At 70.9% G+C, this 24,605-nt stretch carries 23 protein-coding genes and 1 pseudogene; 8 read left to right on the top strand and 16 right to left on the bottom strand.

Features of this window, described 5'->3' with window-relative positions; all coding sequences use genetic code 11:
- Positions 1 to 44: 44 nt before the first annotated feature.
- A complete protein-coding gene (locus AC1P0E_RS30060; protein ID WP_482745247.1) occupies positions 45 to 1,061 on the top strand; it encodes an MsnO8 family LLM class oxidoreductase in 1,017 nt (338 codons plus the stop codon).
- A 13-nt stretch (positions 1,062 to 1,074) separates the two neighbouring features.
- Here AC1P0E_RS30060 and AC1P0E_RS30055 read toward each other — a convergent pair whose 3' ends face one another.
- The 5 genes from AC1P0E_RS30055 to AC1P0E_RS30035 all read right to left on the bottom strand — a co-directional run bounded on the left by AC1P0E_RS30055 (position 1,075) and on the right by AC1P0E_RS30035 (position 6,812).
- Positions 1,075 to 2,208 (bottom strand): winged helix DNA-binding domain-containing protein, encoded by a 1,134-nt coding sequence (locus tag AC1P0E_RS30055; RefSeq protein WP_482745954.1) that lies wholly within the window; start codon positions 2,206 to 2,208, stop codon positions 1,075 to 1,077.
- A gap of 408 nt (positions 2,209 to 2,616) precedes the next feature.
- A complete protein-coding gene (locus AC1P0E_RS30050) occupies positions 2,617 to 3,243 on the bottom strand; it encodes a protease inhibitor I42 family protein (RefSeq protein ID WP_482745246.1) in 627 nt (208 codons plus the stop codon).
- Between the two features lie 149 nt (positions 3,244 to 3,392).
- Complete coding sequence (locus tag AC1P0E_RS30045; RefSeq protein ID WP_482745245.1) at positions 3,393 to 4,142, bottom strand: succinate dehydrogenase/fumarate reductase iron-sulfur subunit; 750 nt, start codon at positions 4,140 to 4,142, stop codon at positions 3,393 to 3,395.
- Positions 4,139 to 6,106, bottom strand: a complete 1,968-nt coding sequence (locus tag AC1P0E_RS30040) for a fumarate reductase/succinate dehydrogenase flavoprotein subunit (RefSeq protein ID WP_482745244.1) — start codon at positions 6,104 to 6,106, stop codon at positions 4,139 to 4,141. The genes AC1P0E_RS30045 and AC1P0E_RS30040 overlap by 4 nt, the downstream gene beginning before the upstream one ends.
- 1 nt (position 6,107) lies before the next feature.
- Positions 6,108 to 6,812, bottom strand: a complete 705-nt coding sequence (locus AC1P0E_RS30035) for a succinate dehydrogenase cytochrome b subunit (RefSeq protein WP_482745243.1) — start codon at positions 6,810 to 6,812, stop codon at positions 6,108 to 6,110.
- A 92-nt stretch (positions 6,813 to 6,904) separates the two neighbouring features.
- Between AC1P0E_RS30035 and AC1P0E_RS30030 the strand changes: the two genes are divergently transcribed.
- Positions 6,905 to 7,825: a LysR family transcriptional regulator gene (locus AC1P0E_RS30030; RefSeq protein WP_482745242.1), complete on the top strand. Its 921-nt coding sequence runs from the start codon at positions 6,905 to 6,907 to the stop codon at positions 7,823 to 7,825.
- Here the strand turns inward: AC1P0E_RS30030 and AC1P0E_RS30025 are convergent.
- The 3 genes from AC1P0E_RS30025 to AC1P0E_RS30015 all read right to left on the bottom strand — a co-directional run bounded on the left by AC1P0E_RS30025 (position 7,795) and on the right by AC1P0E_RS30015 (position 12,076).
- Positions 7,795 to 9,888, bottom strand: coding sequence for a putative bifunctional diguanylate cyclase/phosphodiesterase (locus AC1P0E_RS30025; protein WP_482745953.1), 2,094 nt, complete (start codon positions 9,886 to 9,888; stop codon positions 7,795 to 7,797). The two genes, AC1P0E_RS30030 and AC1P0E_RS30025, sit on opposite strands and share 31 nt — an antisense overlap.
- A gap of 122 nt (positions 9,889 to 10,010) precedes the next feature.
- On the bottom strand, positions 10,011 to 10,823 hold the full coding sequence (locus AC1P0E_RS30020) for an SAM-dependent methyltransferase (RefSeq protein ID WP_482745241.1): 813 nt from the start codon (positions 10,821 to 10,823) through the stop codon (positions 10,011 to 10,013).
- Between the two features lie 230 nt (positions 10,824 to 11,053).
- Positions 11,054 to 12,076, bottom strand: coding sequence for an SCO0930 family lipoprotein (locus tag AC1P0E_RS30015; RefSeq protein ID WP_482745240.1), 1,023 nt, complete (start codon positions 12,074 to 12,076; stop codon positions 11,054 to 11,056).
- Positions 12,077 to 12,859: 783 nt separating this feature from the next.
- On the opposite strand from AC1P0E_RS30015, the gene AC1P0E_RS30010 reads away from it, so the two are divergent.
- Positions 12,860 to 13,624: a bestrophin-like domain gene (locus AC1P0E_RS30010; protein ID WP_482745239.1), complete on the top strand. Its 765-nt coding sequence runs from the start codon at positions 12,860 to 12,862 to the stop codon at positions 13,622 to 13,624.
- A 37-nt stretch (positions 13,625 to 13,661) separates the two neighbouring features.
- On the opposite strand, the gene AC1P0E_RS30005 is transcribed toward AC1P0E_RS30010, so the two are convergent.
- Positions 13,662 to 14,072, bottom strand: coding sequence for a hypothetical protein (locus tag AC1P0E_RS30005; protein ID WP_482745238.1), 411 nt, complete (start codon positions 14,070 to 14,072; stop codon positions 13,662 to 13,664).
- 177 nt (positions 14,073 to 14,249) lie between these two features.
- On the opposite strand from AC1P0E_RS30005, the gene AC1P0E_RS30000 reads away from it, so the two are divergent.
- Complete coding sequence (locus tag AC1P0E_RS30000; protein ID WP_482745237.1) at positions 14,250 to 14,804, top strand: hypothetical protein; 555 nt, start codon at positions 14,250 to 14,252, stop codon at positions 14,802 to 14,804.
- Between the two features lie 94 nt (positions 14,805 to 14,898).
- Here the strand turns inward: AC1P0E_RS30000 and AC1P0E_RS29995 are convergent, their stop codons facing one another.
- Positions 14,899 to 15,384, bottom strand: coding sequence for a hypothetical protein (locus AC1P0E_RS29995; RefSeq protein WP_482745236.1), 486 nt, complete (start codon positions 15,382 to 15,384; stop codon positions 14,899 to 14,901).
- A gap of 310 nt (positions 15,385 to 15,694) precedes the next feature.
- On the opposite strand from AC1P0E_RS29995, the gene AC1P0E_RS29990 reads away from it, so the two are divergent.
- The gene (locus AC1P0E_RS29990) at positions 15,695 to 16,354 is read left to right on the top strand and encodes a class F sortase (protein ID WP_482745235.1); all 660 of its coding nucleotides are present in this window, start codon (positions 15,695 to 15,697) and stop codon (positions 16,352 to 16,354) included.
- Between the two features lie 37 nt (positions 16,355 to 16,391).
- Here the strand turns inward: AC1P0E_RS29990 and AC1P0E_RS29985 are convergent, their stop codons facing one another.
- Positions 16,392 to 17,240, bottom strand: coding sequence for a polysaccharide deacetylase family protein (locus tag AC1P0E_RS29985; protein ID WP_482745234.1), 849 nt, complete (start codon positions 17,238 to 17,240; stop codon positions 16,392 to 16,394).
- 69 nt (positions 17,241 to 17,309) lie between these two features.
- On the opposite strand from AC1P0E_RS29985, the pseudogene AC1P0E_RS29980 reads away from it, so the two are divergent.
- Positions 17,310 to 17,498, top strand: a pseudogene (locus AC1P0E_RS29980) (hypothetical protein); the annotation flags it as partial.
- 87 nt (positions 17,499 to 17,585) lie between these two features.
- On the opposite strand, the gene AC1P0E_RS29975 reads toward AC1P0E_RS29980, so the two are convergent.
- Positions 17,586 to 18,770, bottom strand: coding sequence for a CapA family protein (locus tag AC1P0E_RS29975; RefSeq protein WP_482745233.1), 1,185 nt, complete (start codon positions 18,768 to 18,770; stop codon positions 17,586 to 17,588).
- Positions 18,771 to 19,042: 272 nt separating this feature from the next.
- On the opposite strand from AC1P0E_RS29975, the gene AC1P0E_RS29970 reads away from it, so the two are divergent.
- Both AC1P0E_RS29970 and AC1P0E_RS29965 read left to right on the top strand, forming a co-directional pair.
- Positions 19,043 to 19,585 carry a sigma-70 family RNA polymerase sigma factor gene (locus tag AC1P0E_RS29970; RefSeq protein WP_482745232.1) on the top strand — a complete coding sequence of 181 codons (543 nt, stop codon included), beginning with the start codon at positions 19,043 to 19,045 and terminating at the stop codon, positions 19,583 to 19,585.
- A gap of 236 nt (positions 19,586 to 19,821) precedes the next feature.
- A complete protein-coding gene (locus AC1P0E_RS29965) occupies positions 19,822 to 20,283 on the top strand; it encodes a hypothetical protein (protein WP_482745952.1) in 462 nt (153 codons plus the stop codon).
- Here the strand turns inward: AC1P0E_RS29965 and AC1P0E_RS29960 are convergent.
- The 4 genes from AC1P0E_RS29960 to AC1P0E_RS29945 form a co-directional block, all read right to left on the bottom strand.
- Positions 20,259 to 21,527: a sensor histidine kinase gene (locus AC1P0E_RS29960; RefSeq protein WP_482745231.1), complete on the bottom strand. Its 1,269-nt coding sequence runs from the start codon at positions 21,525 to 21,527 to the stop codon at positions 20,259 to 20,261. The genes AC1P0E_RS29965 and AC1P0E_RS29960 overlap by 25 nt on opposite strands.
- A complete protein-coding gene (locus AC1P0E_RS29955; RefSeq protein WP_482745230.1) occupies positions 21,524 to 23,248 on the bottom strand; it encodes a sodium/solute symporter in 1,725 nt (574 codons plus the stop codon). The genes AC1P0E_RS29960 and AC1P0E_RS29955 overlap by 4 nt, the downstream gene beginning before the upstream one ends.
- Positions 23,249 to 23,662 carry a hypothetical protein gene (locus AC1P0E_RS29950; RefSeq protein WP_482745229.1) on the bottom strand — a complete coding sequence of 138 codons (414 nt, stop codon included), beginning with the start codon at positions 23,660 to 23,662 and terminating at the stop codon, positions 23,249 to 23,251.
- A 160-nt stretch (positions 23,663 to 23,822) separates the two neighbouring features.
- A complete protein-coding gene (locus AC1P0E_RS29945) occupies positions 23,823 to 24,602 on the bottom strand; it encodes a LytR/AlgR family response regulator transcription factor (protein ID WP_482745228.1) in 780 nt (259 codons plus the stop codon).
- Positions 24,603 to 24,605 lie beyond the last annotated feature (3 nt).

The raw sequence follows: 24,605 nt of genomic DNA, 5'->3' as shown, positions 1-24,605 counted from the left end.
GGGAATCCCCACGCGGGTGAGGCGTTGACGAAGGTGTGACCTCAGTGATCGCGCAGACCCGGTTCTCCGTACTCGACCGTTCCCGTACGCGCGAGGCCCACGACGCCCCGCAGGCGCTGCGGGACACCGTGGACCTCGCACGGCGGATCGAGGAGCTGGGATATCACCGCTTCTGGGTGTCGGAGCACCACAGCGTGCCCGGAGTCGCCGGTTCCGCGCCGACCGTGCTCGCCGCCGCCGTCGCCGCCGCGACGTCCACGATCCGGGTGGGCACGGGCGGGGTGATGCTGCCGAATCATCAGCCGCTGGTCGTCGCCGAGCAGTTCGGCGTACTGGAATCCCTCTTCCCCGGCCGCATCGACATGGGGCTCGGCCGCTCCGTCGGCTTCACCGACGGGATACGCAGGGCGCTGGGCCACGACAAGAAGGACGCCGGGGACTTCGCCACGCGGCTCGGCGAGCTGCTGGGCTACTTCACCGGCGACCAGAGCGCGCATCCGCAGGTGCACGCCCACCCCGGGGAGGGCCTGCGGGTCCCCGCGTTCGTACTGGCGACAGGGGCCGGGGCCCAGGTCGCGGCGGCAGCCGGGCTTCCGCTGGTGATCGCGGCGGCGCGCGGCGAGGACGAGATGCTGCGGGCCATCGACGGATACCGCCAGGCCTTTCGGCCCTCCCCCTGGGGCGAGCGGCCGTACGTCGTGCTGTCGGGCACGGTCGCCGTGGCGGGCACCTCCGAGGAGGCCGGGCGGATTCTGGTGCCCGAGGCCTGGGCATCGGCGTACTCGCGCACCCACGGATCGTTCCCGCCGCTCGCACCCGTCGACGAGGTTCTGGCCCGGCCGATGAGCGACCGTGAGCGGGGGCTCTTCGAGGAATCCCGGCGCGGCCACATCCACGGCACCGAGGAAGAGGTCGCCGACGCTCTGGAGAAGGTGCTCGGCCGCAGCGGCGCCGACGAGTACCTGGTCGCCACGAGTACGTACGACCGGGAGGCACTCCTCGACTCCTACCGGCGACTGGCCCGCCTGGTGGGGCTGACGGGCTCTGTCCCGTACCACTGAACGAAATCGCCGGTCACAGCATCCGCACCTCGGCCTCGGGGAGCTTTGCCCACCAGTGGTGGTACCGGCTGTAGACCGCCGCCTCACGGTCGCTGAGGAGCGCCGTCAGACCTTGGGCCTCCCCGGCGAGTCCGTCCCAGGTGGCGGGTGACAGAGGGTGAAAGGCCGTGGCCTCGATACCGCCGTCCACCGGGCGCCACACACCGGCGACATGGCCGTCCACCAGCAGGGTGGGCAGTACGTCGCCGTTGCGCCGGATCACCAGCGGGCGATAGGCCGGGGGTATCACCCGGCTGCGGTCGGCGTAAGCAAGCAGAATGCTGTCCCACATGGCCATGAGCCGGGGAGGCGCGGGAGTGTCGGCGGGCGGCCGGGGAGCGCCCGGGAGGTCGAACAGCGGGCCGCCGTCCGGCCCCTGGAGCTGCTCGACGGCGCCGTCCAGAGCGCGGAACGCCGCGCGGACGGGTGCCCGCTGCACCATGGCGAACTGCGCCACGTCCGCGACCGACGCGGGCCCGAACCCCGCCAGATAGCGCAGCATGAGGGTGCGCAGCGCCTGGGGCTCCAACGCCCGGCCCGTGGGTACGGGCCCGGTCGCTGCCGCGACGAAGGACGGCCGGAGGCCGAACGACCACGGCGCGTCCGTCGGGGCATGGTGCAGCGGTGCGTACGCCTTCAGCCCCCACCACGCCCCGTCCTTCTTCTCGGCACCGAGCCGCTCCTCGGCCCACGCCTGCATCTGCGCCGAGGTCCGCGGCCGACGGGCGAAGGCCAGCAGCTCCGGTACCAGCTCGTCGGCGTCCGCGGGGGTCAGCCCCGCGACCGCGAAGCGGGCGCCGAGCCGGGAGGCGTACAGCGTGGGCTGCATCGCCGCGCGGAAGGCCGGATAGTCGTCGGCGTGCACGGCGTGCAGGGTGATCCGCATCAGGGTCGCCTTGACCACCGAACGCCCGGTGAAGGCGGCGTCGAGTTCGGCCGGAGCGAAACCGGTGAGCCGGTTCCACAGGGCGAGGTACGGCGAGGCGGGGTGCTGCGCCTGTAGCGCGACCACGCGCCGCACCCCTTCCGGGACGGTCAGCGGCTCACGTTCCAGCAGCAGTTGGCGGCTGAGGGTGGCCCGGTTGAGTTCGCGCGCGGTGATCATCACAGCCCAGGATTCTGCCTTGTCCCGCACGCGTGAGCGCTTGTGGGCCGGCGGGCCCGGACGGCGCCTAGAATCGAACCGTTTGTCGCAACAATCCCCGCGTACGGAGTCCTGCCGATGCACACTGCCCACGACCCGTATGTGCGCGTGCGCGGCGCCGCCGAGCACAACCTCCGGCACGTCGACGTCGACATCCCGCGAGACGCGCTCGTCGTCTTCCCGGCGTCTCCGGTTCCGGAAAGTCCTCGCTCGCCTTCGCGCCATTCGGTTTGCCGTTCGAGGTGGGAACGGGTGACCTTTCCGGTGGGGTTCGTTGACCAGTCCGGATGAGGGGCTTCGGGTCTTGAACGGGGGCGAGTGTGGAGCGGGCTGGGGCGGCGCGGAGTGAGGTCCATGGGTGCCCCGGATCCGTCATCGGACGGTGACGGTGTAGATGAAGTACTCGCGGTCGTGCTCGCCCGGGGTTCCGCTCGCAACGGGGAACGGTGACTCCGACGGTGAGGGCGAGGGCGCCGGATCGCCGAAACCGGCGTTGCACCTGCCGAGCCGGCAATACAGAAGCTTGATCTTCGTAGTGCCCGGCTCGATCGCCCGGAAGGTGAAGGACTGCGTTCCGCCGCCTCCGCCGATGTTCCCGCCGTCGCCCTCGTACTCCTCGTCCTGGCCCTGGAGCCGGACGACGTCACGGTGGGGACCTGGGTCGGCCACGTACCAGTTCTCGCCCATCGAGGGACTGGCCGGTACGGACAGCGTGAAGTCGTCGCCCGCGTCCACCTCGACGGACCTCTCGTCGACCTCGTAGGTCTCGGGGCCGAAGAGGCCGCAGCCGGCCAGGGCCAAGGCGGACAGCGACAGGGCGACGGCGGCTGCGAGGCGGCCGAGGGGCGCCGAGACGTTCAGGGCGTTCTGGACGGCCTGGATGGGGGTGTTCTTGTCGCCGACACCTGCGATGGACCGGCAGAGCTGTTCCTGGAGAGCGGAGCCGATGTCACCCACGTCGTCGCCCGCCCGGTCGAGCTTGTCGGCCTCGGCGGCCATCCCGCTCTTCTGGACGCGACAGCCACCCTGTTGCGCCTGCCCGGCCATCTTCCCCCGCTTGCCAGCCGTTCTCGATCTTGCCGAGGAAGATTAGCAGCAGGTGATGACATGCCCACAACCACATGCCCATGACCACCAAGGGCCGTGGGTCAGCGGCGCGGCGCCTTTCTTGTCGCCCGGAGCCACTCCTTGTTCATCGCCGCGATGGACGGCAGCGGAATGCCCTTCGGGCAGGCCGTGGCGCACTCGCCCGCCAGGGTGCAGCCGCCGAAGCCCTCTTCGTCCATGGTCGCGACCATGTCCAGGACGCGCGTCTCGCGCTCCGGCGCGCCCTGCGGGAGGACATTGAGGTGGTTGATCTTCGCGGAGGTGAAAAGCATCGCCGAGCCGTTCGGGCAGGCCGCGACGCACGCGCCGCAGCCAATGCACTCGGCGTGCTCGAAGGCGAAGTCGGCGTCCGCCTTGGGTACGGGCGTGGCGTGCGCCTCGGGGGCGGCGCCGGTCGGAACGCTGATGTAGCCGCCCGCGCCGATGATCCGGTCGAACGCCGACCGGTCCACGACCAGGTCCTTGACCACCGGGAAGGCTCCGGCCCGCCACGGCTCGACGTCGACCGTGTCGCCGTCCTCGAAGTGCCTCATGTGCAGCTGGCAGGTGGTGGTGCGCTCCGGGCCGTGCGCGTCGCCGTTGATGACGACGCCGCACGCGCCGCAGATGCCCTCGCGGCAGTCGTGGTCGAAGGCGACCGGCTCGTCTCCGCTCAGGATCAGCTTCTCGTTGAGCGTGTCGAGCATCTCCAGGAACGACATGTCCTCGGAGATGTCGTCCACGTCGTAGGTGACCATGGCGCCGGGTTCTTCGGCATTGCGCTGGCGCCAGACGCGCAGGGTGAGCCTCATGCGTAACTCCGCTGGGTGGGGTGGACGTAGGCGAATTCGAGGGCTTCCTTGTGGAGGACGGGCGCCGCGCCCGTACCCGCGAACTCCCAGGCGGCGGCGTACGAGAACTCCTCGTCCCTGCGCTCCGCCTCGCCGCCCTCGCTCTGGCTCTCCTCGCGGAAGTGGCCGCCGCAGGACTCGCCGCGGTGCAGGGCGTCGAGGCAGAGCAGCTCCGCGAGCTCCAGGTAGTCGACGACGCGGTTCGCCTTCTCCAGCGACTGGTTGAGCTCCTCGCCCGTACCCGGCACCTTTATTCGTCGCCAGAACTCCTCGCGGATCTCCGGGATGCGGCCGAGGGCCTTGCGCAGGCCCTCCTCGGTGCGGGCCATCCCGCAGTACTCCCACAGGAGTTCGCCGATCTCCTTGTGGAAGGAGTCGGGGGTGCGGTCGCCGTCGACGGCGAGCAGCCGCTCCAGGCGATCGTTGGTCTCCGCGACCGCGCGGACCGCCTCCGGGTGGCTCGCGTCGATGTCGTCGTGGTGGGGGTTGCGGGCCAGGTAGTCGTTGATGGTGGACGGCAGGACGAAGTAACCGTCAGCGAGTCCCTGCATGAGCGCGGAGGCGCCGAGGCGGTTCGCGCCGTGGTCGGAGAAGTTGGCCTCGCCGATCGCGAAGAGGCCCGGGACGGTGGTCTGGAGGTCGTAGTCGACCCACAGCCCGCCCATCGTGTAGTGGATCGCCGGGTAGATGCGCATGGGCACCTCGTACGGGTTCTCGGCGGTGATCCGCTCGTACATCTCGAAGAGATTGCCGTACTTCTCCTCGACGGCCTTGCGGCCCAGGCGCCGGATCGCGTCGGCGAAGTCAAGGTAGACGCCCTGCCCGCCGGGGCCGACGCCGCGCCCCTCGTCGCAGACGTTCTTGGCGGCGCGCGAGGCGATGTCGCGCGGGACGAGGTTGCCGAAGGACGGGTAGATGCGCTCCAGGTAGTAGTCGCGCTCGTCCTCGGGGATGTCGGCCGGCGGGCGGGTTTCGCCCTGTGCCTTGGGGACCCAGATGCGGCCGTCGTTGCGCAGCGACTCGCTCATCAGCGTGAGCTTGGACTGGTGGTCGCCCGAGCGCGGGATGCAGGTGGGGTGGATCTGGGTGAAGCAGGGGTTGGCGAAGTACGCGCCGCGCCGGTGGGCCCGCCAGATCGCCGTCGCGTTGGAGTTCTTGGCGTTCGTCGAGAGGTAGAAGACGTTGCCGTAGCCGCCGCTCGCGAGCACCACGGCGTCCGCGAAATACGTGTCGATACGGCCGGTGATCAGGTCGCGGGCGACGATGCCGCGCGCCCGCCCGTCGACGACGATGAGATCCAGCATCTCGGTGCGGGCGTGCATTTCCACATTGCCTGCCGCGATCTGCCGGGACAGCGCCTGGTAGGCGCCCAGCAGCAGTTGCTGCCCCGTCTGGCCTCGGGCGTAGAAGGTGCGCGACACCTGTACGCCGCCGAAGGAGCGGGTGTCGAGCAGACCGCCGTACTCGCGCGCGAACGGCACACCCTGCGCGACGCACTGGTCGATGATCTCGACGGAGATCTGCGCGAGCCGGTGGACGTTCGACTCGCGGGCGCGGAAGTCGCCGCCCTTGACCGTGTCGTAGAAGAGTCGGTGGATGGAGTCGCCGTCGTTGCGGTAGTTCTTGGCGGCGTTGATGCCGCCCTGCGCGGCGATGGAGTGGGCGCGGCGCGGCGAGTCCTGGTAGCAGAACTGGACGACGTGGTAGCCCTGTTCGGCGAGTGTGGCACCCGCCGCGCCGCCCGCAAGGCCGGTTCCTACGACGATGACGGTGTGCTTGCGGCGGTTGGCCGGGTTGACCAGCTTGGCCTCGAAGCGGCGGGTGTCCCAGCGCTCGGCGACGGGGCCGGAGGGCGCCTTGGTGTCGACGACCGGCGCGCCGGTCGAGTAAGCCGTGAAATCGGTGTAGTTGGTGTCGTCGGTCATCTCAGCTCACCACTCCAGTCATGACGGCGACCGGTACGGAGACGAATCCGGCGGTCAGCACCAGCGCGAGGCCGTTGGCCACGGTCTTGAGAATCCGTTCGCGCCGCGCGTTCCCCACGCCCAGCGTCTGCGCGGCGCTCCAGAAGCCGTGCCGGATGTGCAGCCCGACGGCCAGCATCGCCACGAGGTAGATGACGTTGCCGTACCAGGTGCTGAAGGTCGCGACGACGTTCTCGTACGGGCGCCCCGACTGGGCGTTCTCGTTCACCGTGAGCGTCGTCAGATCCAGCAGGTGCCACACGATGAACAGCGCCAGGATGATCCCGCCCCACCGCATGGTCCGCGTCGCGTAGCTCGCCCGCCGCCGCTTGTGCACGTACTTGCTCGGCCGCGCCTTGATGTCGCGCCTGCTGAGCTGGTACGCCGCGACTCCATGCATCACCACCGCCGCGAGCAGCACCACGCGCACGATCCACAGCGCCCACTCGTAGTGCAGGAGGGGCTCCCCCATGGTCCGCAGCCAGTGCGCGTACGCGTTGAACTCGCCGGAACCGAAGAAGATCTTCAGGTTGCCGAGCATGTGCGCGACCAGGTACATCAGCATGATCAGGCCGCTCACGGCCATCACCGTCTTCTTGCCGACGGTCGATCCCCAGAACGAGCGCGTGAGTGACGGTTGCCGATCCGTCCGCGTAGCCAGTGCCATGGCCCTGACGTTAAGTGCGCGACACCTCAGAGGTCCAAGACATGGTCCGGCTCATGCCGATAGGCAATGACTATCGTGGATAGGGTGCAGTCATGCAGTTCCAGCAGCTTCTTTACTTCGTGACCGTCGCCGAGACCCTGCACTTCACGCACGCCGCCGAGCAGGTGCACGTCTCCCAGCCCTCCCTCTCGCAGCAGATCCGCGCCCTGGAGAAGGAGCTGGGCGCCGACCTCTTCACCCGCGCCCGCGGCAACATCGCCCTCACCGCCGCCGGCGAGGCCCTGCTGCCGCTGGCCCGCCGCATCCTCGCCGACGCGGACACCGCCCGCCACGAGGTCCAGGAGCTGGCCCAGCTGCGGCGCGGCAGGGTGCGGCTCGGTGCGACGCCGAGCCTGTGCACCGGGCTGCTCCCGGACGTACTGCGCACCTTTCACGACCTGCATCCCGGCATCCAGCTGCTGATCGAGGAGGGCGGCTCGCACGATCTCGTACGGGAACTGGCGCGTGGCGCGCTCGACCTCGCCCTGGTCGTCCTGCCGCTGCCGACGCCCTCCCCCGCCCTGACCACCGTCGAGCTGCTGCACGAGGACCTGGTCGTGGTCTCCGCCGCCTCACTGCCCCGTCCCGGAAAGAGCGGCAGGTCCGTACGCGTCGCGGATCTGGAGGGCGAGCCGCTGGTGATGTTCCGGCACGGCTACGACCTGCGCGAGCTGACCGTCGCCGCCTGCCGCGCCGAAGGCTTTGAGCCGTCCTTCACGGTGGAGGGCGGCGAGATGGACGCCGTTCTCGGCTTCGTACGGGCCGGCCTCGGGCTCGCGGTCGTGCCGCGCATGGTGGCCGCGCGGGCGGGACGCGACCTGCGGGTCACGCCGCTCGCGCGGCCGGGCCTGCACCGTACGATCGCGCTCGCGCACCGCAGCGACGTGGCTCCGCCGCGCGCGGCGCGCGAGCTGCAGAACGTACTCCTCGCTTCTCGGGTCCGTCAGACGGCGTCGGCCAGCAGCAAGGTGTGAATGCGGTCGGGTGCGCCGGGCCTGGCGTAGTACCAGCCCTGCGCCGTGTCGCAGCCCAGCTCGCGCAGCTGGGCCGCCTGCGCGCCCGTCTCCACACCTTCCACCGTGACGGCCAGCTTCAGGCTGTGCGCCAGTGACACGATGCCCTCGACGATCTTCACGTCGACGGCGTCGGCCGGGTGCTGCTGCATGGACTGGGTGAAGGAACGGTCCAGCTTGAGGACACTCACCGGCAGCCTGCGCAGATTGGCGAGGTTGGAGTAGCCGGTACCGAAGTCGTCGAGCGCGATGTCGACGCCCATTTCGGCGAGCTGGCGCAGCGGCTTGAGCAGGTCGTCGTCGGCGCCGATGAGCGCCGACTCGGTGACCTCCAGACACAGGGCGCCCGGTTCGAGACCGGCTCGCTCCAGGACGTCCACCGTGTCGGCCACCAGCCGGGGGTGGTGCAGCTGCATCGGTGACAGGTTCACGTTGATCCGCAGCGGCCCGCCGTCGGAGTGCCGCTTTTGCCAGAACCTGGCCTGGCGTACGGACTCTTCGAGCACCCAGTGGCCGAGCGGGACGATCAGCCCCGTGTGCTCGGCGAGGGGTATGAAGCGGTCCGGGCCGAGGACGCCGTGCTGCGGATGGCACCAGCGCACCAGCGCCTCCGCGCCGTGCACGCTGCCGTCGCCGAGATGCACGAGCGGCTGGTACTCGATGAAGAACTCGTTCCGCTCCAGCGCGGCGGGCAGCGCGTTGGTGAGCCCGTGCCGGGTGATGGCGCGGGCGTCCGCCTCCGCGTCGGCGGTCTCGAAGCGGTTGCCGCCCGCCGACTTGGCCCGGTACATGGTGATGTCCGCGCTGCGCAGCACCTCCGCGGGCCCGCGCTCGCCCGCCGGGCCTTCGACGATGCCGATGCTGCCGCGTACGGTCAGGTCCCGGCCCTCGATGCGGATCGGGGACGAGAGTGCGTTGAGGATGCGGGCGGCGAGCTCGTCGACCTCCTGGCGGGTGTCGGGACCGGTGGTGAGCGCGACGAACTCGTCGCCGCCGAGCCTGGCCACCATCTCGCCGGGCGCTGTCGCGCAGCTCTGCAGCCGGTCGGCGACCTCCACGAGCAGCCGGTCGCCGGCCGAGTGGCCGAGGCTGTCGTTGACCGCCTTGAACCCGTCGAGATCGAGGTAGCACAGGCCGAAGCGCATGCCGTCGCCCGCGGACAGGGCCTTCTCCAGGCGCTCGAAGAACAGCGTGCGGTTCGGGAGCCCGGTCAGGGCGTCGTGGGTGGCCTCGTAGCGCAGCCGCAGGTTGAGCAGCCGCCGTTCGGTGGTGTCCTCCATGAGCGCCAGCTGGTACTGCGGCCGGCCGTCGGCGTCGCGCAGCAGCGAGACCGTCAGGTTGGTCCACAGGACGGTGCCGTCAGTGCGGTAGTACGGCTTGTCCACGCGGTAGCTCTCGCGCTCGCCGCGCACCAGTTCGCCGTACAGCTTCCACACGTGCGGCGTGTCCTCGGGGTGGACCCACTCGCTCACCTTCCGGTCGCGCATGTAGTGGTCGAGCCCGCCGAACATCCGCATGAGCGCCTCGTTGACCTCCAGGATGTTGCCTTCGAGGTCGGCGATGCCGATGCCGATCGCCGCGCCTTCGAAGACCGCGCGCAAGCGGGTCTCCGTGGCGTGCAGCACCTTCTGCGCCTCGCTGCTCGCCAGCAGCGACGACCGCGCGAGGGCCTCCTGCTCGGCGAGGGTCCGCTCGCGGAGGGCCTGCGCGAAGCCGGCGGCGATGGCGTGCTGGAGCCGGGCGCAGCGGGCCCGGTGCTCCTCGGCCTCGGCGGGCGAGTCCTCCTCCCCGGCGCAGTACAGCACCAGGTAGGAGTCGATGACTCCGAGCGTACGGACGAGGGCGTCCGGGTCGGTGCAGTGGGCGGCGACCAGGGCGGCGCCGACCTCGTGCCCGGGCCCGGTGTCGAACGGCCGCCGGTGCAGGGCTTCGCTCAACAGCCGTGCGAGCGGCAGCAGATGACGTTCGACCTCGGGGCGGGTCATGGAAGTGGCGGTGACGGGGAAGATCGCCCGGCTCCAGATCGTGGCGAACCGGCTGAGTCTGCCGTCCCGGTCGTCCCGGTCACCCCCGGCGTCGAGGCCGGCCGCTACCGCCCGTCCTGCCGCCCGTTCGGAGCCGGGCCCCGGTGCCTGCGATGGCACGCTCACGCCTTGCGTCCCACTCCTGCGAAGCCCGAGAAGGCGAACGGATCCTCCTGCGCGAGCGGGGTCTCCGGCCGCCACTCGGGCATCGCCACGAGTCCCGGCTCGACCATCTCGTATCCCGCGAAGAACCGTGCGACCTCTTCCCGGGAGCGCATGATCAGCGGGTTCTTGATGTTCTTGTAGACATCGACCGTGCCGCCCGCCTGTTCCTCGGGAAGCGGGATTCCCTCGTAGGAGGCGTGGGTGAGGATCAGGAGGCTGCCGGGCGCGAGGGCGTCGCGCAGGGTGGCGACGGCGTCCTGGGGGTCGTCGGCGTCCTCGACGAAGTGGAGTACCGCGACGAGAAGCAGCGCCACCGGCCGGTCCAGGTCGATGAGTTCGCTGACGACGGGGCTGTTCAGGATCTCCTGCGGTTTGCGCAGGTCGGCCGCGGCTATGCCGGCCCGGTCGTTCCCCGCGAGGACGGCCTGGCTGTGCGCGACGGCTACCGGGTCGTGGTCGACGTACGCCACACGGGCCTCGGGGCTGGCTGCCTGGGCGACCTCGTGGACGTTGCCGAACGTCGGGATGCCGGATCCGATGTCGAGGAACTGGGTGATGCCCTCGCCGGCCGCGAAGCGCACCGCACGGCGCATGAACGCCCGGTTCGCCTGCATGATCTTCGGGAGGCCCGGCATGAACTCCATTGCCTTGCGGGCTGCTTCCCTGTCGACCTCGAAGTTGTGCGAACCGCCCAGGTAGAAGTCGTAAATCCGGGACACGCTCGGCACCGTGAGGTCGATGCCCTGTGGTGCCCAGGCGGGTCGCTCCATCAATGTCTCCAACTCATCGCCACGGGACAGCCGGTCATGACCTAGACCGGTGTTCGAGCCGAGGCTACTGATCGGCAGGCATCAGAGCGAGCAAAAACGGAAATTAGCGGTCCGTTCTCGGTCACACGCCGCGGGCATGTGCGGCACAAACGACCGACCCGTCCCTTCCGCGGCGGGGCGGAGGGACGGGCCGGCCGGGCCGGGCGCCACAGCGTGGGGACGCTGCGGAACTACTTGGGCGCGCCGACCAGCTTGCCCTCGGGCGAGACCGCGTACCAAGTGCCACCGACGCCCTGGCCGTTGGTGTCACCCGGCTTCGCGTCGCCCGAGAAGGTGTAGACGGGCCAGCAGTCGATCGTCTGCTGCTTGATTCCGTCGGGGCGGTCGAAGGTGACGAAGCCCTTCTTGAGGATGCCTTCGGTGTCGTTCTTCTCGACCGGCGGGACGACCGGCCACTTGTCGAGGCAGGCGCCGGTGCAGGCGGTCTTCATCGGCCAGGCGGAGTCCTTCTTGAACCGGTAGACCGTCATGCCGTTGGAGTCCACCACGACGTCACCGAGCTTGGCGTCCTTGCGTACGGACATGCCCGCGAGGTCGGCCGGGCTCTCGGCCCCGCCCTCGGCACCGGCTTCCTCGGCGCCGGCATCCTCGGCGCCGGCATCCTCGGCGCCGCCGCCCGCCGCGCCCACTGCGGCCTTCTTGCCGTCGGGAGCGGAGGCGAACCAGGTACCGCCGACGCCCTGGCCCTTGGCGTCACCCGGCTTGGTGTCCTTGGCGAAGCGGTACATGGGCCAGCCGCCGATGGTGAGCTGCTTGGTGCCGTCGGCTCGTTCCAGCTCGCCGAGCATCGAGGCGTCCGTGCCGGGGGCTGCCGTGGCATCGCCCGCGAGCACCACCGGCCATGCCTTCGCACAGTCGCCCTCGCAATTCGACTTCGGCGGACTGACGGTGTCCTTGTCGAACCGGTAGAGCGTGAAGCCCTCGCTGTCGGTGAGCACCTTGCCGAGCTTCTTGCTGTCCCAGACGGCGAGTTGGCCGGCGGTCTTGGGCTCCGCGCCCGCGTCGGCTGCGGCGTCGCCGTAGCCGCCCTTGTCCGAGCCGTAGCCGCTGTCCGCGGGCTGCTGCGCGGGGTTGGCGTTGCCCACGGACTGGCCGTTGGGGGACTCGGTCGCGTTGTCCTGACCGCACGCCGTCGTCAGCGCCATCACAGCCGCCGCCGTCACCGCGAGCGAGACGTTCCGCCAGGTCTTCATGTGGACTCCTGTGCACCGAGGGTGTGTTGCGACGCTGTTGTGCGTCGCTCATGGCCCTAGGTACGGGCCGGAGGTCCCCGGGTGTTCAACGCGTTCGCAGAAATTTCGCAATGACCTTCACTGCGGGCCCCGGCGATCTCAAACGCAAAGCATCGAAAGTCCCGTCCATCAGGGGAATTGGGCCGGATGGCGGCGTGGCGGGGGCCTGCCCGGTCCATGCTCCCGGACGTGCACCCTCCGCTCCCAGGACGCCTATTGGCCGCCGTCACCCTGACCTGGCTGTTACTGAGCCCAGTACCGGCCGCGGCCGACAACTGTTCGTACGCCTCCATTTCGCGCAGCGGTGAGATGTCGTCGGGCTCGGCGGTCGCCGTGGGCGGAAGCGCGATCTGCACGGCGGGCCCGAAAACGAAGCCCCCGCCGGCTCCCGCTCCGGAGCCACCGCCACCGCCCCCACCACCGCCTCCACCGCCGCCACCCCCTCCCCCGCCGCCACCGCCGCCCGCCGAACCGGAACCGGCGCCCCCGCCGCCCCCTCCGCCGCCGCCCGTTCCGCCGCCGCCTCCTGCCCCCAAGCCGTCCCCCAGCCCCACGCCCACCCCGTCCGCCCGGCCGAAGCCGCCCTCCCCCACTCCGGTCGCCATCCCCGTGTACCGCAAGGCCACCCGCAAGGAGCCCCAGAACGGCCCGTCCCTGGTTTCCCTCACCCTCCTGGTCACGGCCCCCGCGGTGTTCGCCGCTGCCGTACTGCGCCCACGCTCCCGCTAGCCGACGGAGAATCCCATGTCGGAATGGCTCGTTCTGAGCATCGCGATGGCGGCCGCCTGCGCGGTCGTCCTCACCATCACGGTCATCAACCACCGCCGCGTCGGCGATGACGACGATCCGTCCGAAACCCCTGACGTCATCGAGTACATGACGATGATGATCGGCGTGGTCTACGCGATCGTCCTCGGGCTCGCCATCGCCGGCGTCTGGGAGGGCCGCAGCGCCGCCCAGGAGTCCGTACGCCAGGAGGCCCAGGCCCTGCACGAGGTCAGCGCCCGCTCGGAGGTCTACCCCGCCGAGGTCCGGGCCCGTATCCGCAGCGATGTCGACGCGTATGTCACGTACGTCATCAACACCGAATGGCGGCACATGGCCGACCACGGCAGCCTCACCGAGCGCGGCACCGAACTCCTCGACCAGGTGCGCCGCGACGTCACCGACTATGTGCCGAAGACCGACCACGAGGGCCAGGCCTATCAGCCCCTGGTCGACCAGGTGGCCGCGGCGGACGACGCCCGGGGCGCCCGGGGCCAGGGCGCGGAGGCCACGATGCCCGGGGTCGTCTGGTTCGGCCTGATCACCGGAGCGCTGGTCGCGGTCGGACTGATCTTCGCCCTCCAGATCCGCCGCACGGGACGCGAACTGCTCCTGGCGGGGCTCTACAGCGCCCTGATCGCCTTCCTGCTCTTCCTCATCTGGGACTTCGACGCCCCCTTCGGCCGCGGCCTCTCGGCCACCGCCGGCCCCTTCCTGGACCTGTTCCCGGACGCGTCGAAGTAGTTCCGCGAAGCCGCGGCGGCCGACGCGGACCGACGGGTTACGCCCCCGGCGCCCGCACCGCGCCGGCGCCGTTGGCGCGCCACGTCGCGTCGGCGGACTCCAGGAAGGCCGCGAAGGCCTTCGCCTGGGCCAGCGTGAACATGATCGTGTGCGGGTTTCCCGCGATCTGCCCGGCCGGCCGGGCGGCGAGGCCGCGCGGCAGGCCGGGGTCGGCTTCCGTCGCGAGGAACACGTAACCGTTGACGAGGAGCGTCGGACCCCTGCTGAGGATCTTCGTCACGTCGGCGAGGGCGACCGTCGCGTCCTTGTTCCCACCGAGCCTGCCCAGGCGGCTTCGCCTGATCTCGACGCGGTCGTGATGGAGGGTCGCCGTGGCCGTGTGGCCCTTGAACACCAAGGGCTGCCAAGGCGGCGGCCGCAGTGCCGGGTCTTCGCTGAAGCTGCGCATCGGCCCAGTGTGGGGCTTGCCGCGGCGCACCGGGTGGCGTACTCCGATACCCCATTTGCGCGACTGTGATCGCGCGGCGCCGTGACCGCTCCTAGCGTTCGGGGTATCGAGGTGCATTTCCTACCATGTGTGGATAAAAATTCCGCCGCTGCCCCTCGAGGACCCGGAGGATTGTCCATGCGCGCGATACGTGTGACATCGGCCGCCGCGCTCGGCCTCGCCGCTCTCTCGCTCACCGCCCCCGCCGCCTCGGCTTTCGACGACAAGGCGCCGGCGGTGGTCGGCACCGCGACCCCTTCCACCATCGCCGCGGGCGGGCAGGTCACTCTGTTCGTCTCGGGGTGCACCGGCGGCGCGGACGCGACTTCGGCGGTGTTCGACACCGTCTCGATCCCGCAGGGCGACACGGCGACAGCCACGGTCGACTGGGACGCGAAACGTGGCGCCATGTACACGGTGACCTACACCTGCCATGACGATGGCAGGACAGGCACCTCTCAGCTCACCATCGCCGGCGACGCCCGGCCGACGCCCACCTTCACGCGCCCGACCGTCACCACCACGGCGACGGCCACCCGCTCCCCCGCCGGCCCCGCCAGGGGTGGCGTGGGCGGCAGCCAGGGCGGGATGGACGCCGGGGAGATCGCCGCCGGTGCGGCGCTGGTCGTCGCGGCCGCCGGTGGTGTCGTCTTCGTACTGCGCCGGCGCGGCAACGGCAGCCGTCACCACTGACGCCCGGATCTCAGTACGCCCGTTGCCCCGCGTCCTCGTAAGGACGCGGGGCGACGGGCGTTCATGCGAGTACGGCCCACACGCGGCCGCGCGCTCAGACCGCGGTACGGTTCAGGCGGCGTCTGCGTGCGATGAAGAGGCTGCCGCCGATGGCAGCCGCGGCGACGAGACCGCCGCCGATCTGCATCTCCGTGTCGGAAGGGCCGAGCGATCCGCCGATACCGCCATGGGCACCCCGGCCCGCGACGACGGTGAACTGGTGCGTCACCATCCTGGGGTTGTCATTGCACTTGACGGCCAGGTGGTAGTTGCCGGGAGTGGCGTTGTACCTGATCTTGGCGGTGGCGTACGACGTGGTGTCGCTGGCCGGAAGGTGGGCGGGCCGCTGGAAGACGTGGGACGTCACGGTGCCGCCGTGACCGCACCCGGAGGCGCTGATCGTCAGCACGGCGCCCTGGTGGACCCTGTACGGGTTGACGTTGACGTTGCGCGGGCCGTTGGTGGCGGTAGCAGTGGGGGCGACGAGTCCGACCGCCGCAAGGGCCGTCGCGGTCACCAGGCAGGCGCGTGAAACACGCATCGTAGAACCTCCACGGGACGGCGCCCCGGAGCGGTGCTCCGGGAAGATCGACGAGTACGCCTCCCATGACGAACACTCACCGGGACCCGCGATTACCGCATTTCGGGCTGGTCCACCCCGGTGAGACGACACGCCGGTGCGGCGCGTCCGGATCTGACGGAGCCGCAGGTCACAGACCGTCAGATATCTTGTACGACGAGTTACCCGGATGGGTCACCGCGCGGGTACCGCGCCACCCGTTCGCCCCTCACCTCTCGCCGCCCCCAGCCCGCGCGCTTAGCGTCCGTACAGACGCGTCGAAGGGAGCACCATGGGCCAGGAGTACAACGGCTCCGAGCCGAGAAAACGCTCGCCCTGGGGGGTCCTGGCCCTCGTGATGCTCACCGGACTCGCGCTGATGCGCAACGGCGTCGACGTGTCCCTCGGCCCGCCACAGCCCGCGTCGGCCGCCTCCCTGGACCGCCACTCCCAAGCCACCGGCGCCCGTACACCGCACACCGCCGTCCGGCCTCTCCCGCACGCCCCGGCCTCCCGCATCCGCCTCCCCGACATCCGCGTCAGCGCGCCCATCGTGGACGTGGGACTCGACGCCGAGGGATGGATCGAGGCCCCGTCGCCGCAGGACCCCAACCTCGCGGGCTGGTACCAGAACGGCATCGCCCCCGGCCAGCGGGGCACCTCGGTGATCGTCGGCCATGTCGACAACGCGGTGGGGCCGGCCGTGTTCTACAACCTGGGTTCGCTCAAGAAGGGCCACCGCATCGAGGTGACGCGCTATGACGGCCGCGCCGCCGTCTTCGAGGTGTACGGCGTCGAGGTCTTCCCCAAGGAGGAGTTCCCCGGCCCCCGGGTGTACGGGGACATGGGCAGGCCGGAGCTGCGCGTGATCACCTGTGGCGGCGGCTATTCCAAGGGGGGCGGCTACGCCGGCAACGTCGTCGTCTTCGCCTCCCTGGTCGCCACCCACTGAACAGGAGGCGACCGGAGAGGCCTCAGAGGTACGGCGCCTACCCCCGCCGCGCGGTGCTCGGCACAGTGATCCGGTACCCCGCGTCGAGCAGTTCCGGCAGATACGTCCGCAGCGCCTGCACGCTCTGCCGCCGGTTGCCCCCGGCGTCGTGCGAGAGCACCACGACGCCGGGGCCGGCTCCGGCGCGCACCCGGCGGACGATGGCCCCGGTGCCCGGCTCGCGCCAGTCGAGCGTGTCGAGGGTCCAGCCGAGCGGCTCCATGCCGAGCTCGGCGCCGATCTCGAAGGAGCGGCGGTTCCAGGCCCCGTACGGCGCGCGGTACCAGACGGGCGCGTGCCCGACGCTCTGCTCGACCACGTCGCTCGTACGCCCCAGCTCGGCGCGGATGCCGGCCGGTGACAGCCGGGGAACCAGCGGATGCGACCAGGTGTGGTTGCCGACGACATGACCGTCGTCGGCCATCTCGCGGAGCAGGTCCCGGTTCTCGACCGCCATCTCCCCGCACACGAAGAACATCGCGCGTACGTCGTAGCGCCGCAGCGTGCGCAGGATGTCCGGGGTGTAGCGCGGGTCGGGCCCGTCGTCGAAGGTCAGCACCATGCTCCGGCCGATTCCCCCCATCCGCAGGAAGGGCTTGCGGCGCACCGGCGGCCGGGCGGGGCTGGACCTGGGCGGTGTGTACGCCGTCATGGGCCGCAGCCGGTACGCCGAGCCCCTGACCGGCGCACTGGCCTGCGGCCCTGCCGCCGGGGGCGGTCCCGACGGGTAGCGTCCCGGCGTCTGCGCCGGGTCGGGGCCGAGGAACCGTACGGCGGTGGCGGCTCCGAGACACGCGGCGAGGCGCAGCATCACCCGGCGCCCCGGGTACATCTGATCCTTTTTCATGACTAATAGCTCGCACGGCCTCAAGCCGTGGAGCCCGACCCACACCGGCAGCGGGGACCGAAGTACCCGATGGGACGAGCCGGTCGATGCCGGTCGGCCTCGCTGCCGGCGCCGGTGTACGTACAGCCGCCGATGCCGGCGGGAGCGGAGGCCCGTAAGGCGGCGGAGCGGACGAAGGGCACCTTCGAGGTGCGCTGGGAGTTCCACACCTTCCGCGGCGACCCGCACAACGGCCTGGTCGCGGCGGCCGAGGAACTGGCCTCGCCGTGGCCGGAGGGACTGGATGGTGCCGCTGAGCGGCAAGTCCAGCCCGTCCGGCGTTCGAGGACGCCCGCGCACCCGGCGCTACTGGCCCATGGCCAAGCCGTCCTTCGCCGCGTCCCGGCTCAGCACGACCTCCCGGATCCGGTCCCGCACGGCCGAGTGGTCCGCGCCCCCCTCGATCGCCGCGTTCAGATTCACCACCCGACCGGCCTCCGTGTCGAACCACTGCGGAATGAACTCCGCCTTGCGCACCACCCACCGCTCCCCCGCCTTCGCCGGCGGCTCGAAGGCGAAGCGGCCGATCGTGCCCTGGTTGCCGCGCGGGTCGTGCGCGCCCGAGTGGTTGACCATCGCGCCGGCGATCTGGTCGCCCATGCCGTAGACGACCCAGGTGCCGTTGACCTTCTCGTACGCCTGCGGGACATGCGCGTGCGTGCCGATGATCAGGTCGATGTCCGGGCGGTCGTCCGTCTTCGACGCCGTCAGTGCCTTGCCCAGCCGCAGTTGCTGCGCGTCGGGTTCGTCCTGCCATTCCGTGCCCCAGTGCAGCGAGACGACGACCACGTCCGCGCCCGCCTTCCTGGCCGCCCGCGCGTCGGCGACGATCTTCTCCTGGTCGATCAGGTTCACCGCCCACGGACGCCCCTCCGGCAGCGGGTAGCCGTTGGTGCCGTACGTGTAGGCGAGTTGGGCCACCTTGGCGGTGCCGCCCTTCAGCCACGCCGGTTCCCGCGACTCGGCCTCCGTACGCGCCGAGCCCACGTGCCTGACGCCGGCCTTGTCGAGCGCGCCGAGCGTCCTGTCGATCCCCTCGGCCCCCGCGTCCAGGCTGTGGTTGGAGGCGGTGGAGCAGGAGTCGTAACCGGTCGCGGCCAGTCCCTTGGCCACCTCGGGGGGCGACTTGAAGTTGGGGTAGCCGGTGTACGGGCCGCCCTCGGGGCCGTACACCGTCTCCATGTGGCAGATGGCCAGGTCCGCCTCGGAGACGACCGGCTTCACGCCCGCGAGCATCGGCGCGAAGTCGTAGCCGTTGCCACCCGCGTCGGCACTGGCCTGCCGGATGATCGATGCGTGCGGCAGTACGTCGCCCGACGCGACGAGGGTGAAGCCACGCTGCTGCTCGTGGCCACCTCCCGCCGCCATCGGAGCCGGGCGTTTGGCCCCCTCCGGCGAGGCGGGTCCCGCGGGTGGTCCGGTGCATGCGGTGGCGCTCCCGACCAGCAGCGCGGCCATGGCCGCCGCGCCTTGCAGTTTTCGCTTCACCATCAGACCGACTTTCATCTTGTATGACTTTTGGTGAAATGAATCCATACGGGTGTCATCGGGAAGTCAAGGGACACGGCCGTTGCCGTCACTGGAACAGCCGCGCGGTGGCGACCGTTCGTCGCGCCATTCGGCGCACCGTTCGACCGCTCACCGCACGGCCCCTGCCGCCCGTTCGGCCGCCGCGTCCCGCACCCGGGCGCATCGGGCGGGCGGCGGATATCTTCGCGGCCGTCCGGCCATCGGCCACCCGGTCTCCCGAAGGGGCGTCAACGGTGACTTCCTCCGCTTCCTCCATCGAGCAGCACACCGACGAACGAGCCATCGCCGACCTTCAGCGTGAGCACGGCAAGGCACTCTTCGGCTTTCTCCTGGGCCTCACATACGGGGACAGGCAGCGCGCGGAAGATCTCCTCCAGGAGACCCTGGTACGGGCCTGGCAGCACCCGGAGGCGCTCGCGAGCGACCACGACTCGATGCGCCCCTGGCTCTTCACGGTGGGCCGCAGGCTCGCGATCGACGCCAGGCGCGCCCGCCGGTCCCGGCCGCACGAGGTCGGCGACGACGTACTGGAACAGTCCGCGCTCCACGACGACCACGTGGAACGCTCCGTGACCGCGCTCGACGTCCGCGAAGCCGTCAAGGCACTGCGGGGCGAGCACCGCGAGGTGCTCACGCAGGTCTACTTCCGCGGCCGGTCCGTGGCAGAGGCATCCGAAGTTCTGGGCATACCGGCGGGCACGGTCAAGTCCCGTACGTACTATGCTCTGCGCGCGCTGCGGAAGGTGCTTCCCGGGTACGGCCGCGACGCCGCCTGAGGCACGTTCGTACCACCCGCCCCGCGCGTCAGTTCTTCACCCTCCGTACCCGTGCAGAGCAGGCCGATTTCGAAACCACAGCGTCAAGTTGAGTAAAGACGGCACGCTGTGCGTCTCTGAGAGTGAAGGCTCGGCGGTGCCCCGAAGAACACCGAACAGATCAGCCCGGGAGAAGGTGGAGTGCTGTGCTGCCCGAGAGTACGAATGGCACCAGCGGAGGCAGGCTCGCGGTTCCGATGGCTTGGCTGTACGCCGAGTACATCGCCGACGAACTGCTGCGCACGGGCAATCTGATTCCACCCGGCACGATCGAGTTCCGGGCCGGCCGCGAGACCCTGGCGCTCACCATCTATCTGTCCGACAGCTCGGACGAGCTGTCCGGCATCCGCGTCGTCTCCAGCCTCGACGAGTGGCTCTCGCTCACCACGTTCGGGCACCCCTGGGAGACGTGGGTACGGGAGAGGCTGGCCGACCGCACCGCCGCCGGCCGCCGCCGTGAAGTGGACAGCCCGGATCTCGAACTGGCCCTGGCGTCATGGCGGTGGCTCAGTGGCACGGAGCTGCTCGCCGCGGACCTCGGCGGCGCGATCCCCTCGCACCGGGCGGCGGACATCGGCGTGGACGAGGGCGAGAAGGTGTGGATGCCGGCCTGGCAGCTGGGGCTGCCGCTGGGTCATCTCGCCATCCACCTCTTCTGATCGCCATCGCGGTCACGGTCACGGTCACGACCGGGCTCGGCGGGCGCCGACGAATGCACTCCCGCGCGGTACTTGGGAAACCGCAGCGTGATCTTCATGCCCGCGCCCACGCCCGTCTCGATCACCAGGCCGTAGTCGTCCCCGTACACCTGCCGCAGCCGGTCGTCGACATTCGACAGGCCGATGCCGGACGAGGTGGTGTGCTCCCCGGCGAGGATCTGCCGCAGCCGCTCCGGGTCCATGCCCACGCCGTTGTCCTCGATGACGACCATGGCCTCGGCGCCCGCGTCCCGGGCGGCGATCGTGACCTTGAACTCGTCCCTGGAATCCTCCAGTCCGTGCTTGACGGCATTCTCGACGAGCGGCTGGAGACAGAGGAACGGCAGCGCGACCGGCAGCACCTCCGGGGCGACCTGGAGGGTCACCTTGAGCCGGTCGCCGAAGCGGGCTCCGGCCAGCGCCAGGTACTGCTCGATGGAGCGCAGTTCGTCGGCGAGGTTGGTGAAGTCGCCGTGCCGGCGGAAGGAGTAGCGGGTGAAGTCGGCGAATTCGAGGAGCAGTTCGCGGGCGCGCTCGGGGTCGGTTCGTACGAACGAGGCGATCGCCGCGAGCGAGTTGAAGATGAAGTGCGGCGATATCTGGGCGCGCAGGGCGCGGATCTCGGCCTCGACGATCCGGGTGCGTGAGCGATCGAGCTCGGCCAGTTCCAGTTGTACGGACACCCAGCGGGCCACCTCGGTGGCGGCTCGCACCAGTACCGCCGACTCCCGTGACCCGTACGCGACGAGGGCGCCCAGTACGCCTTCCTCGCCGGTCAGCGGCGCGATCACCACCCATCGCAGCGGGCACTGGAGGTCTTCGCAGTCGCTGCGTACGCTCTGGCTCCGCCCGGAGTCGAGCATCTCCCGTACGCGCCGCATCACCAGCTCCCTGTGGTGATCGCCGCCGGGCCCGTCCCAGGCGAGCACGCTCTCGCGGTCGGTGAGGCACAGCGCCTCGGTGCCGAGCAGGGAACGCAGCCTGCGTGCGGCCTTGCGCGCGGTGTCCTCGGTCAGGCCGGCGCGCAGCGGGGGCGCGGCGAGCGAGGCGGTGTGCAGGGTGTGGAAGGTGGCGCGCTCGACGGGCGTCCCGAGGTCGAGGTCCTCGCCGCGTCCGTGGCGGGCGGTGACGCGGCCGAGGACGATGCCCGCGGCCAGGAGTACGGCCCCCGCGGCGGCCAGCGCCGCGATCTCGATTCCGGTCATCGTTCGACTCCCACTCCCATCAGGTCCTCCGGCAGGTGGAGGCGGGCCAGGGTCGCGGCAGTCCCGGCGGGTATGCGGTCACGGGTCGCCAGCGACACCAGCACCATCGTCAGAAACCCGAGCGGCACCGACCAGACGGCGGGCCAGGCCAGCAGCGAATGCGCCCAGCCGTCCGCCGGCAAGCCCGCCCTGGTCGCCATGACGGCGGTCAGCGCCGCCCCGCCGCCCACGACGAGACCGGCCACCGCGCCGGGCGGCGTGAGCCCGCGCCACCAGATGCCGAGTACCAGCAGCGGGCAGAAGGAGGAGGCGGACACCGCGAAGGCGAGGCCCACGGCGTCGGCGATCGGCACATTGACCGTCACGATGCTCAAGGCGAGCGGCACCGCCATCGCGAGGACGGTCGCGAGCCTGAAGTGCCGTACGCCGCGGGACGGGAGGACGTCCTGGGTGAGGACGCCGGCGACCGCCATGGTCAGCCCCGACGCGGTGGACAGGAACGCCGCGAACGCCCCGCCCGCCAGCAGCGCTCCCAGCAGATCGCCGCCGACGCCGCCGATCATCCGGTCGGGGAGGACGAGTACGGCGGCGTCCGCCTCGCCGGTGAGGGACAGTTCGGGGGCGTAGATCCGGCCGAGCGCGCCGTACACCGGAGGCAGCAGGTAGAAGGCGCCGATCAGGCCGAGTACGACGAGGGTCGTGCGGCGCGCGGCGGTGCCGTTGGGACTGGTGTAGAAGCGGACGGCGACGTGCGGCAGGCCCATGGTGCCGAGGAAGGTGGCGAGGATGAGTCCGTACGTCGCGTACAGCGGATGCTCCTCGCGGCTGCTGGCCAGCGGCTGCGACCAGCTGGACGCGCCCGTCCGCTCGGAGCCCGCCTTCTCCGGGACCTGGGCACGGGCAGGGAACCCCAGCTCCGTACCCGCGCCTATGCGGTGGACGCCCGCGTCGAGCGCGACCGGCTCGTGGTCGTGGCGGCGGCCGTCGACAGTGCCGGTCACGGTGACGGGCAGCGGCCGGTCGAGGTCGATGCGTACGGTGTCGTCGATCCGTACGACGGTGTGCTCGCGGAAGGTGGCGGGCTCGGCGAATCCGGCACGCGGTGCGTCGTCCCCGGCCCAGGCACCGACGAGGAACAGCGCGGGCACGAGCAGTGCGGTGAGCTTGAGCCAGTACTGGAAGGCCTGCACGAAGGTGATGCTGCGCATTCCGCCCGCCGCCACCGCCCCCGTCACGACCAGCGCCACGACGAGGCCGCCGACCCAGTCCGGTGCGCCGGTGAGTATCTCCAGGGTCAGACCCGCGCCCTGGAGCTGGGGCAGCAGGTAGAGCCACCCGATGCCGACGACGAAGAGGCTGGCGAGCCTGCGGACCTGCGGCGATTCGAGGCGGGCCTCGGCGAAGTCCGAGAGGGTGTACGCCCCGGAGCGGCGCAGCGGGGCGGCGACGAGGACGAGCAGGACGAGGTATCCGGCGGTGTAGCCGACCGGGTACCACAGCATTTCGGGGCCCTGGAGGAGGACAAGACCGGCGACGCCGAGGAAAGAAGCAGCCGAGAGGTACTCGCCGCTGATGGCGGCGGCGTTCAGGCCCGGCTTGACGCTGCGGGAGGCGACGTAGAAGTCGGAGGTGGTACGGGATATGCGCAGGCCGAGCGCGCCGATGAGGACGGTGGCAAGCACGACGACAGTGACGGCGGCCACCGCGTACGCCTGGTTCACTCAGCGTCCTTCGACGAGCTTGCTGAACGCGCGCTCGTTGCGCTCCGCGCGCCGGACGTACCAGCGGGCGATCAGCCACATCACCGGGTAGACGGCGACGCCGAGCGCCGCCCAGACGAAGGGTGCGGGCGACGGCAGGTCGGAGGCGGTGAAGACCTCGGGGAGCGAGAACAGCAGCGGCAGCGAGCCGACGAGCAGGACGAGCGCGCCCAGCGAGACGAGTGCCGTCCGCAGCTGGCTGCGCATGAGGGAGCGTACGTACGTCGCTCCGAGCGTCGTCTGCTCCGTGATCTCCGACCGCGCCGGGGCGTGCCCGGGCGGGCGCCGGGCACTGCGGGGCACGCCGGTGACGGTTACGCGGCGCGGCGGCGGGTCTGACGGAGGCTGGTCTGAGTGCGGCTGGTCTGCGGACATCGGCGCGAGTCTACGCAGCGGTGATTACGGTGGGTAGGGTCAGCGGCCGAGCTTTCGGCCGCTTCCGCCGCAGTCGTTCAGGGCGGATTCCGGCTCGGCGTACGACTCCTCGGGCGCTCGGCGCGTCGGCGGTCTGCGCCCGGCCGGCACCTCTCGGCCGTCAGCCGCGGGCGCGGCGCATCAGGAGCTCGCGGAGCTCGCGTGCGTGGCGGCGGCTCACCGCCAGTTCGGCGTCGCCGACGCGTACGGTCGTCGCCCCCGCGTCGAGCCGCAGTTCGTCGATGCGGCCGAGGGCGACGAGATGGCGCCGGTGGATCCGGACGAAGCCGCGGGCGGCCCAGCGCTCCTCCAGGGTGGAGAGCGGGATGCGTACGAGGTGGCTGCCGGCGTGCGTGTGCAGGCGGGCGTAGTCGCCCTGCGCCTCGACGTACGCGATGTCGTCGATCGGGATGAAGCGGGTGACGCCGCCCAGTTCGACCGGGATCTGGTCGGCGGAGCCGGTCTGCGGCGGGACGGCGGGCGGGGACGCCGCCGTGGGCGCGGGGCTCGCTTCGACCTGGTCGCAGACGCGGCGTACGGCTTCGGCGAGGCGCTCGCGGCGCACCGGCTTGAGGACGTAGTCGACGGCCTTGAGGTCGAAGGCCTGGACGGCGAAGCCCTCGTGGGCGGTGACGAAGACGATGAGCGGCGGGCGGGCGAATCCGGCGAGGAGCCTGGCGACGTCGAGGCCGGTGAGCCCGGCCATGTGGATGTCGAGGAAGACCACGTCGATGGCGTCGTGGCCATCGGGGCCCGCGTCGAGTGCGCGGTTGATCCGGCGGAGGGTCTCGGTGGCGTCGGTGGCCCCTTCGGCGCTGCGGACCCGGGGGTCGGCGCGCAGCAGGTAGAGGAGTTCCTCCAGCGCCGGTCGTTCGTCGTCGACAGCCAGTGCACGCAACATGGT

It is taken from the genome of Streptomyces sp. TRD_SC_5 (assembly GCF_056836825.1).
Note: the sequence above shows the minus strand (reverse complement) of the source record. Positions and strands in the feature narration are given on the sequence as shown.

Excerpts from the sequence above, each read along its gene's own strand:
- AC1P0E_RS30010 (WP_482745239.1), top strand. The coding sequence starts at position 12,860 with ATGTCGGAATGGCTCGTTCTGAGCATCGCGATGGCGGCCGCCTGCGCG.
- AC1P0E_RS29950 (WP_482745229.1), bottom strand. The coding sequence starts at position 23,662 with ATGTCCGCAGACCAGCCGCACTCAGACCAGCCTCCGTCAGACCCGCCG.
- AC1P0E_RS30005 (WP_482745238.1), bottom strand. The coding sequence starts at position 14,072 with ATGCGCAGCTTCAGCGAAGACCCGGCACTGCGGCCGCCGCCTTGGCAG.
- AC1P0E_RS29960 (WP_482745231.1), bottom strand. The coding sequence starts at position 21,527 with ATGACCGGAATCGAGATCGCGGCGCTGGCCGCCGCGGGGGCCGTACTC.
- AC1P0E_RS29985 (WP_482745234.1), bottom strand. The coding sequence starts at position 17,240 with ATGAAAAAGGATCAGATGTACCCGGGGCGCCGGGTGATGCTGCGCCTC.
- AC1P0E_RS29995 (WP_482745236.1), bottom strand. The coding sequence starts at position 15,384 with ATGCGTGTTTCACGCGCCTGCCTGGTGACCGCGACGGCCCTTGCGGCG.
- AC1P0E_RS30030 (WP_482745242.1), top strand. The coding sequence starts at position 6,905 with ATGCAGTTCCAGCAGCTTCTTTACTTCGTGACCGTCGCCGAGACCCTG.
- AC1P0E_RS30045 (WP_482745245.1), bottom strand. The coding sequence starts at position 4,142 with ATGAGGCTCACCCTGCGCGTCTGGCGCCAGCGCAATGCCGAAGAACCC.
- AC1P0E_RS29990 (WP_482745235.1), top strand. The coding sequence starts at position 15,695 with ATGGGCCAGGAGTACAACGGCTCCGAGCCGAGAAAACGCTCGCCCTGG.
- AC1P0E_RS30040 (WP_482745244.1), bottom strand. The coding sequence starts at position 6,106 with ATGACCGACGACACCAACTACACCGATTTCACGGCTTACTCGACCGGC.
- AC1P0E_RS29945 (WP_482745228.1), bottom strand. The coding sequence starts at position 24,602 with ATGTTGCGTGCACTGGCTGTCGACGACGAACGACCGGCGCTGGAGGAA.
- AC1P0E_RS30000 (WP_482745237.1), top strand. The coding sequence starts at position 14,250 with ATGCGCGCGATACGTGTGACATCGGCCGCCGCGCTCGGCCTCGCCGCT.
- AC1P0E_RS30050 (WP_482745246.1), bottom strand. The coding sequence starts at position 3,243 with ATGGCCGCCGAGGCCGACAAGCTCGACCGGGCGGGCGACGACGTGGGT.
- AC1P0E_RS29965 (WP_482745952.1), top strand. The coding sequence starts at position 19,822 with ATGGCTTGGCTGTACGCCGAGTACATCGCCGACGAACTGCTGCGCACG.
- AC1P0E_RS29975 (WP_482745233.1), bottom strand. The coding sequence starts at position 18,770 with ATGGTGAAGCGAAAACTGCAAGGCGCGGCGGCCATGGCCGCGCTGCTG.
- AC1P0E_RS30020 (WP_482745241.1), bottom strand. The coding sequence starts at position 10,823 with ATGGAGCGACCCGCCTGGGCACCACAGGGCATCGACCTCACGGTGCCG.
- AC1P0E_RS30035 (WP_482745243.1), bottom strand. The coding sequence starts at position 6,812 with ATGGCACTGGCTACGCGGACGGATCGGCAACCGTCACTCACGCGCTCG.
- AC1P0E_RS30015 (WP_482745240.1), bottom strand. The coding sequence starts at position 12,076 with ATGAAGACCTGGCGGAACGTCTCGCTCGCGGTGACGGCGGCGGCTGTG.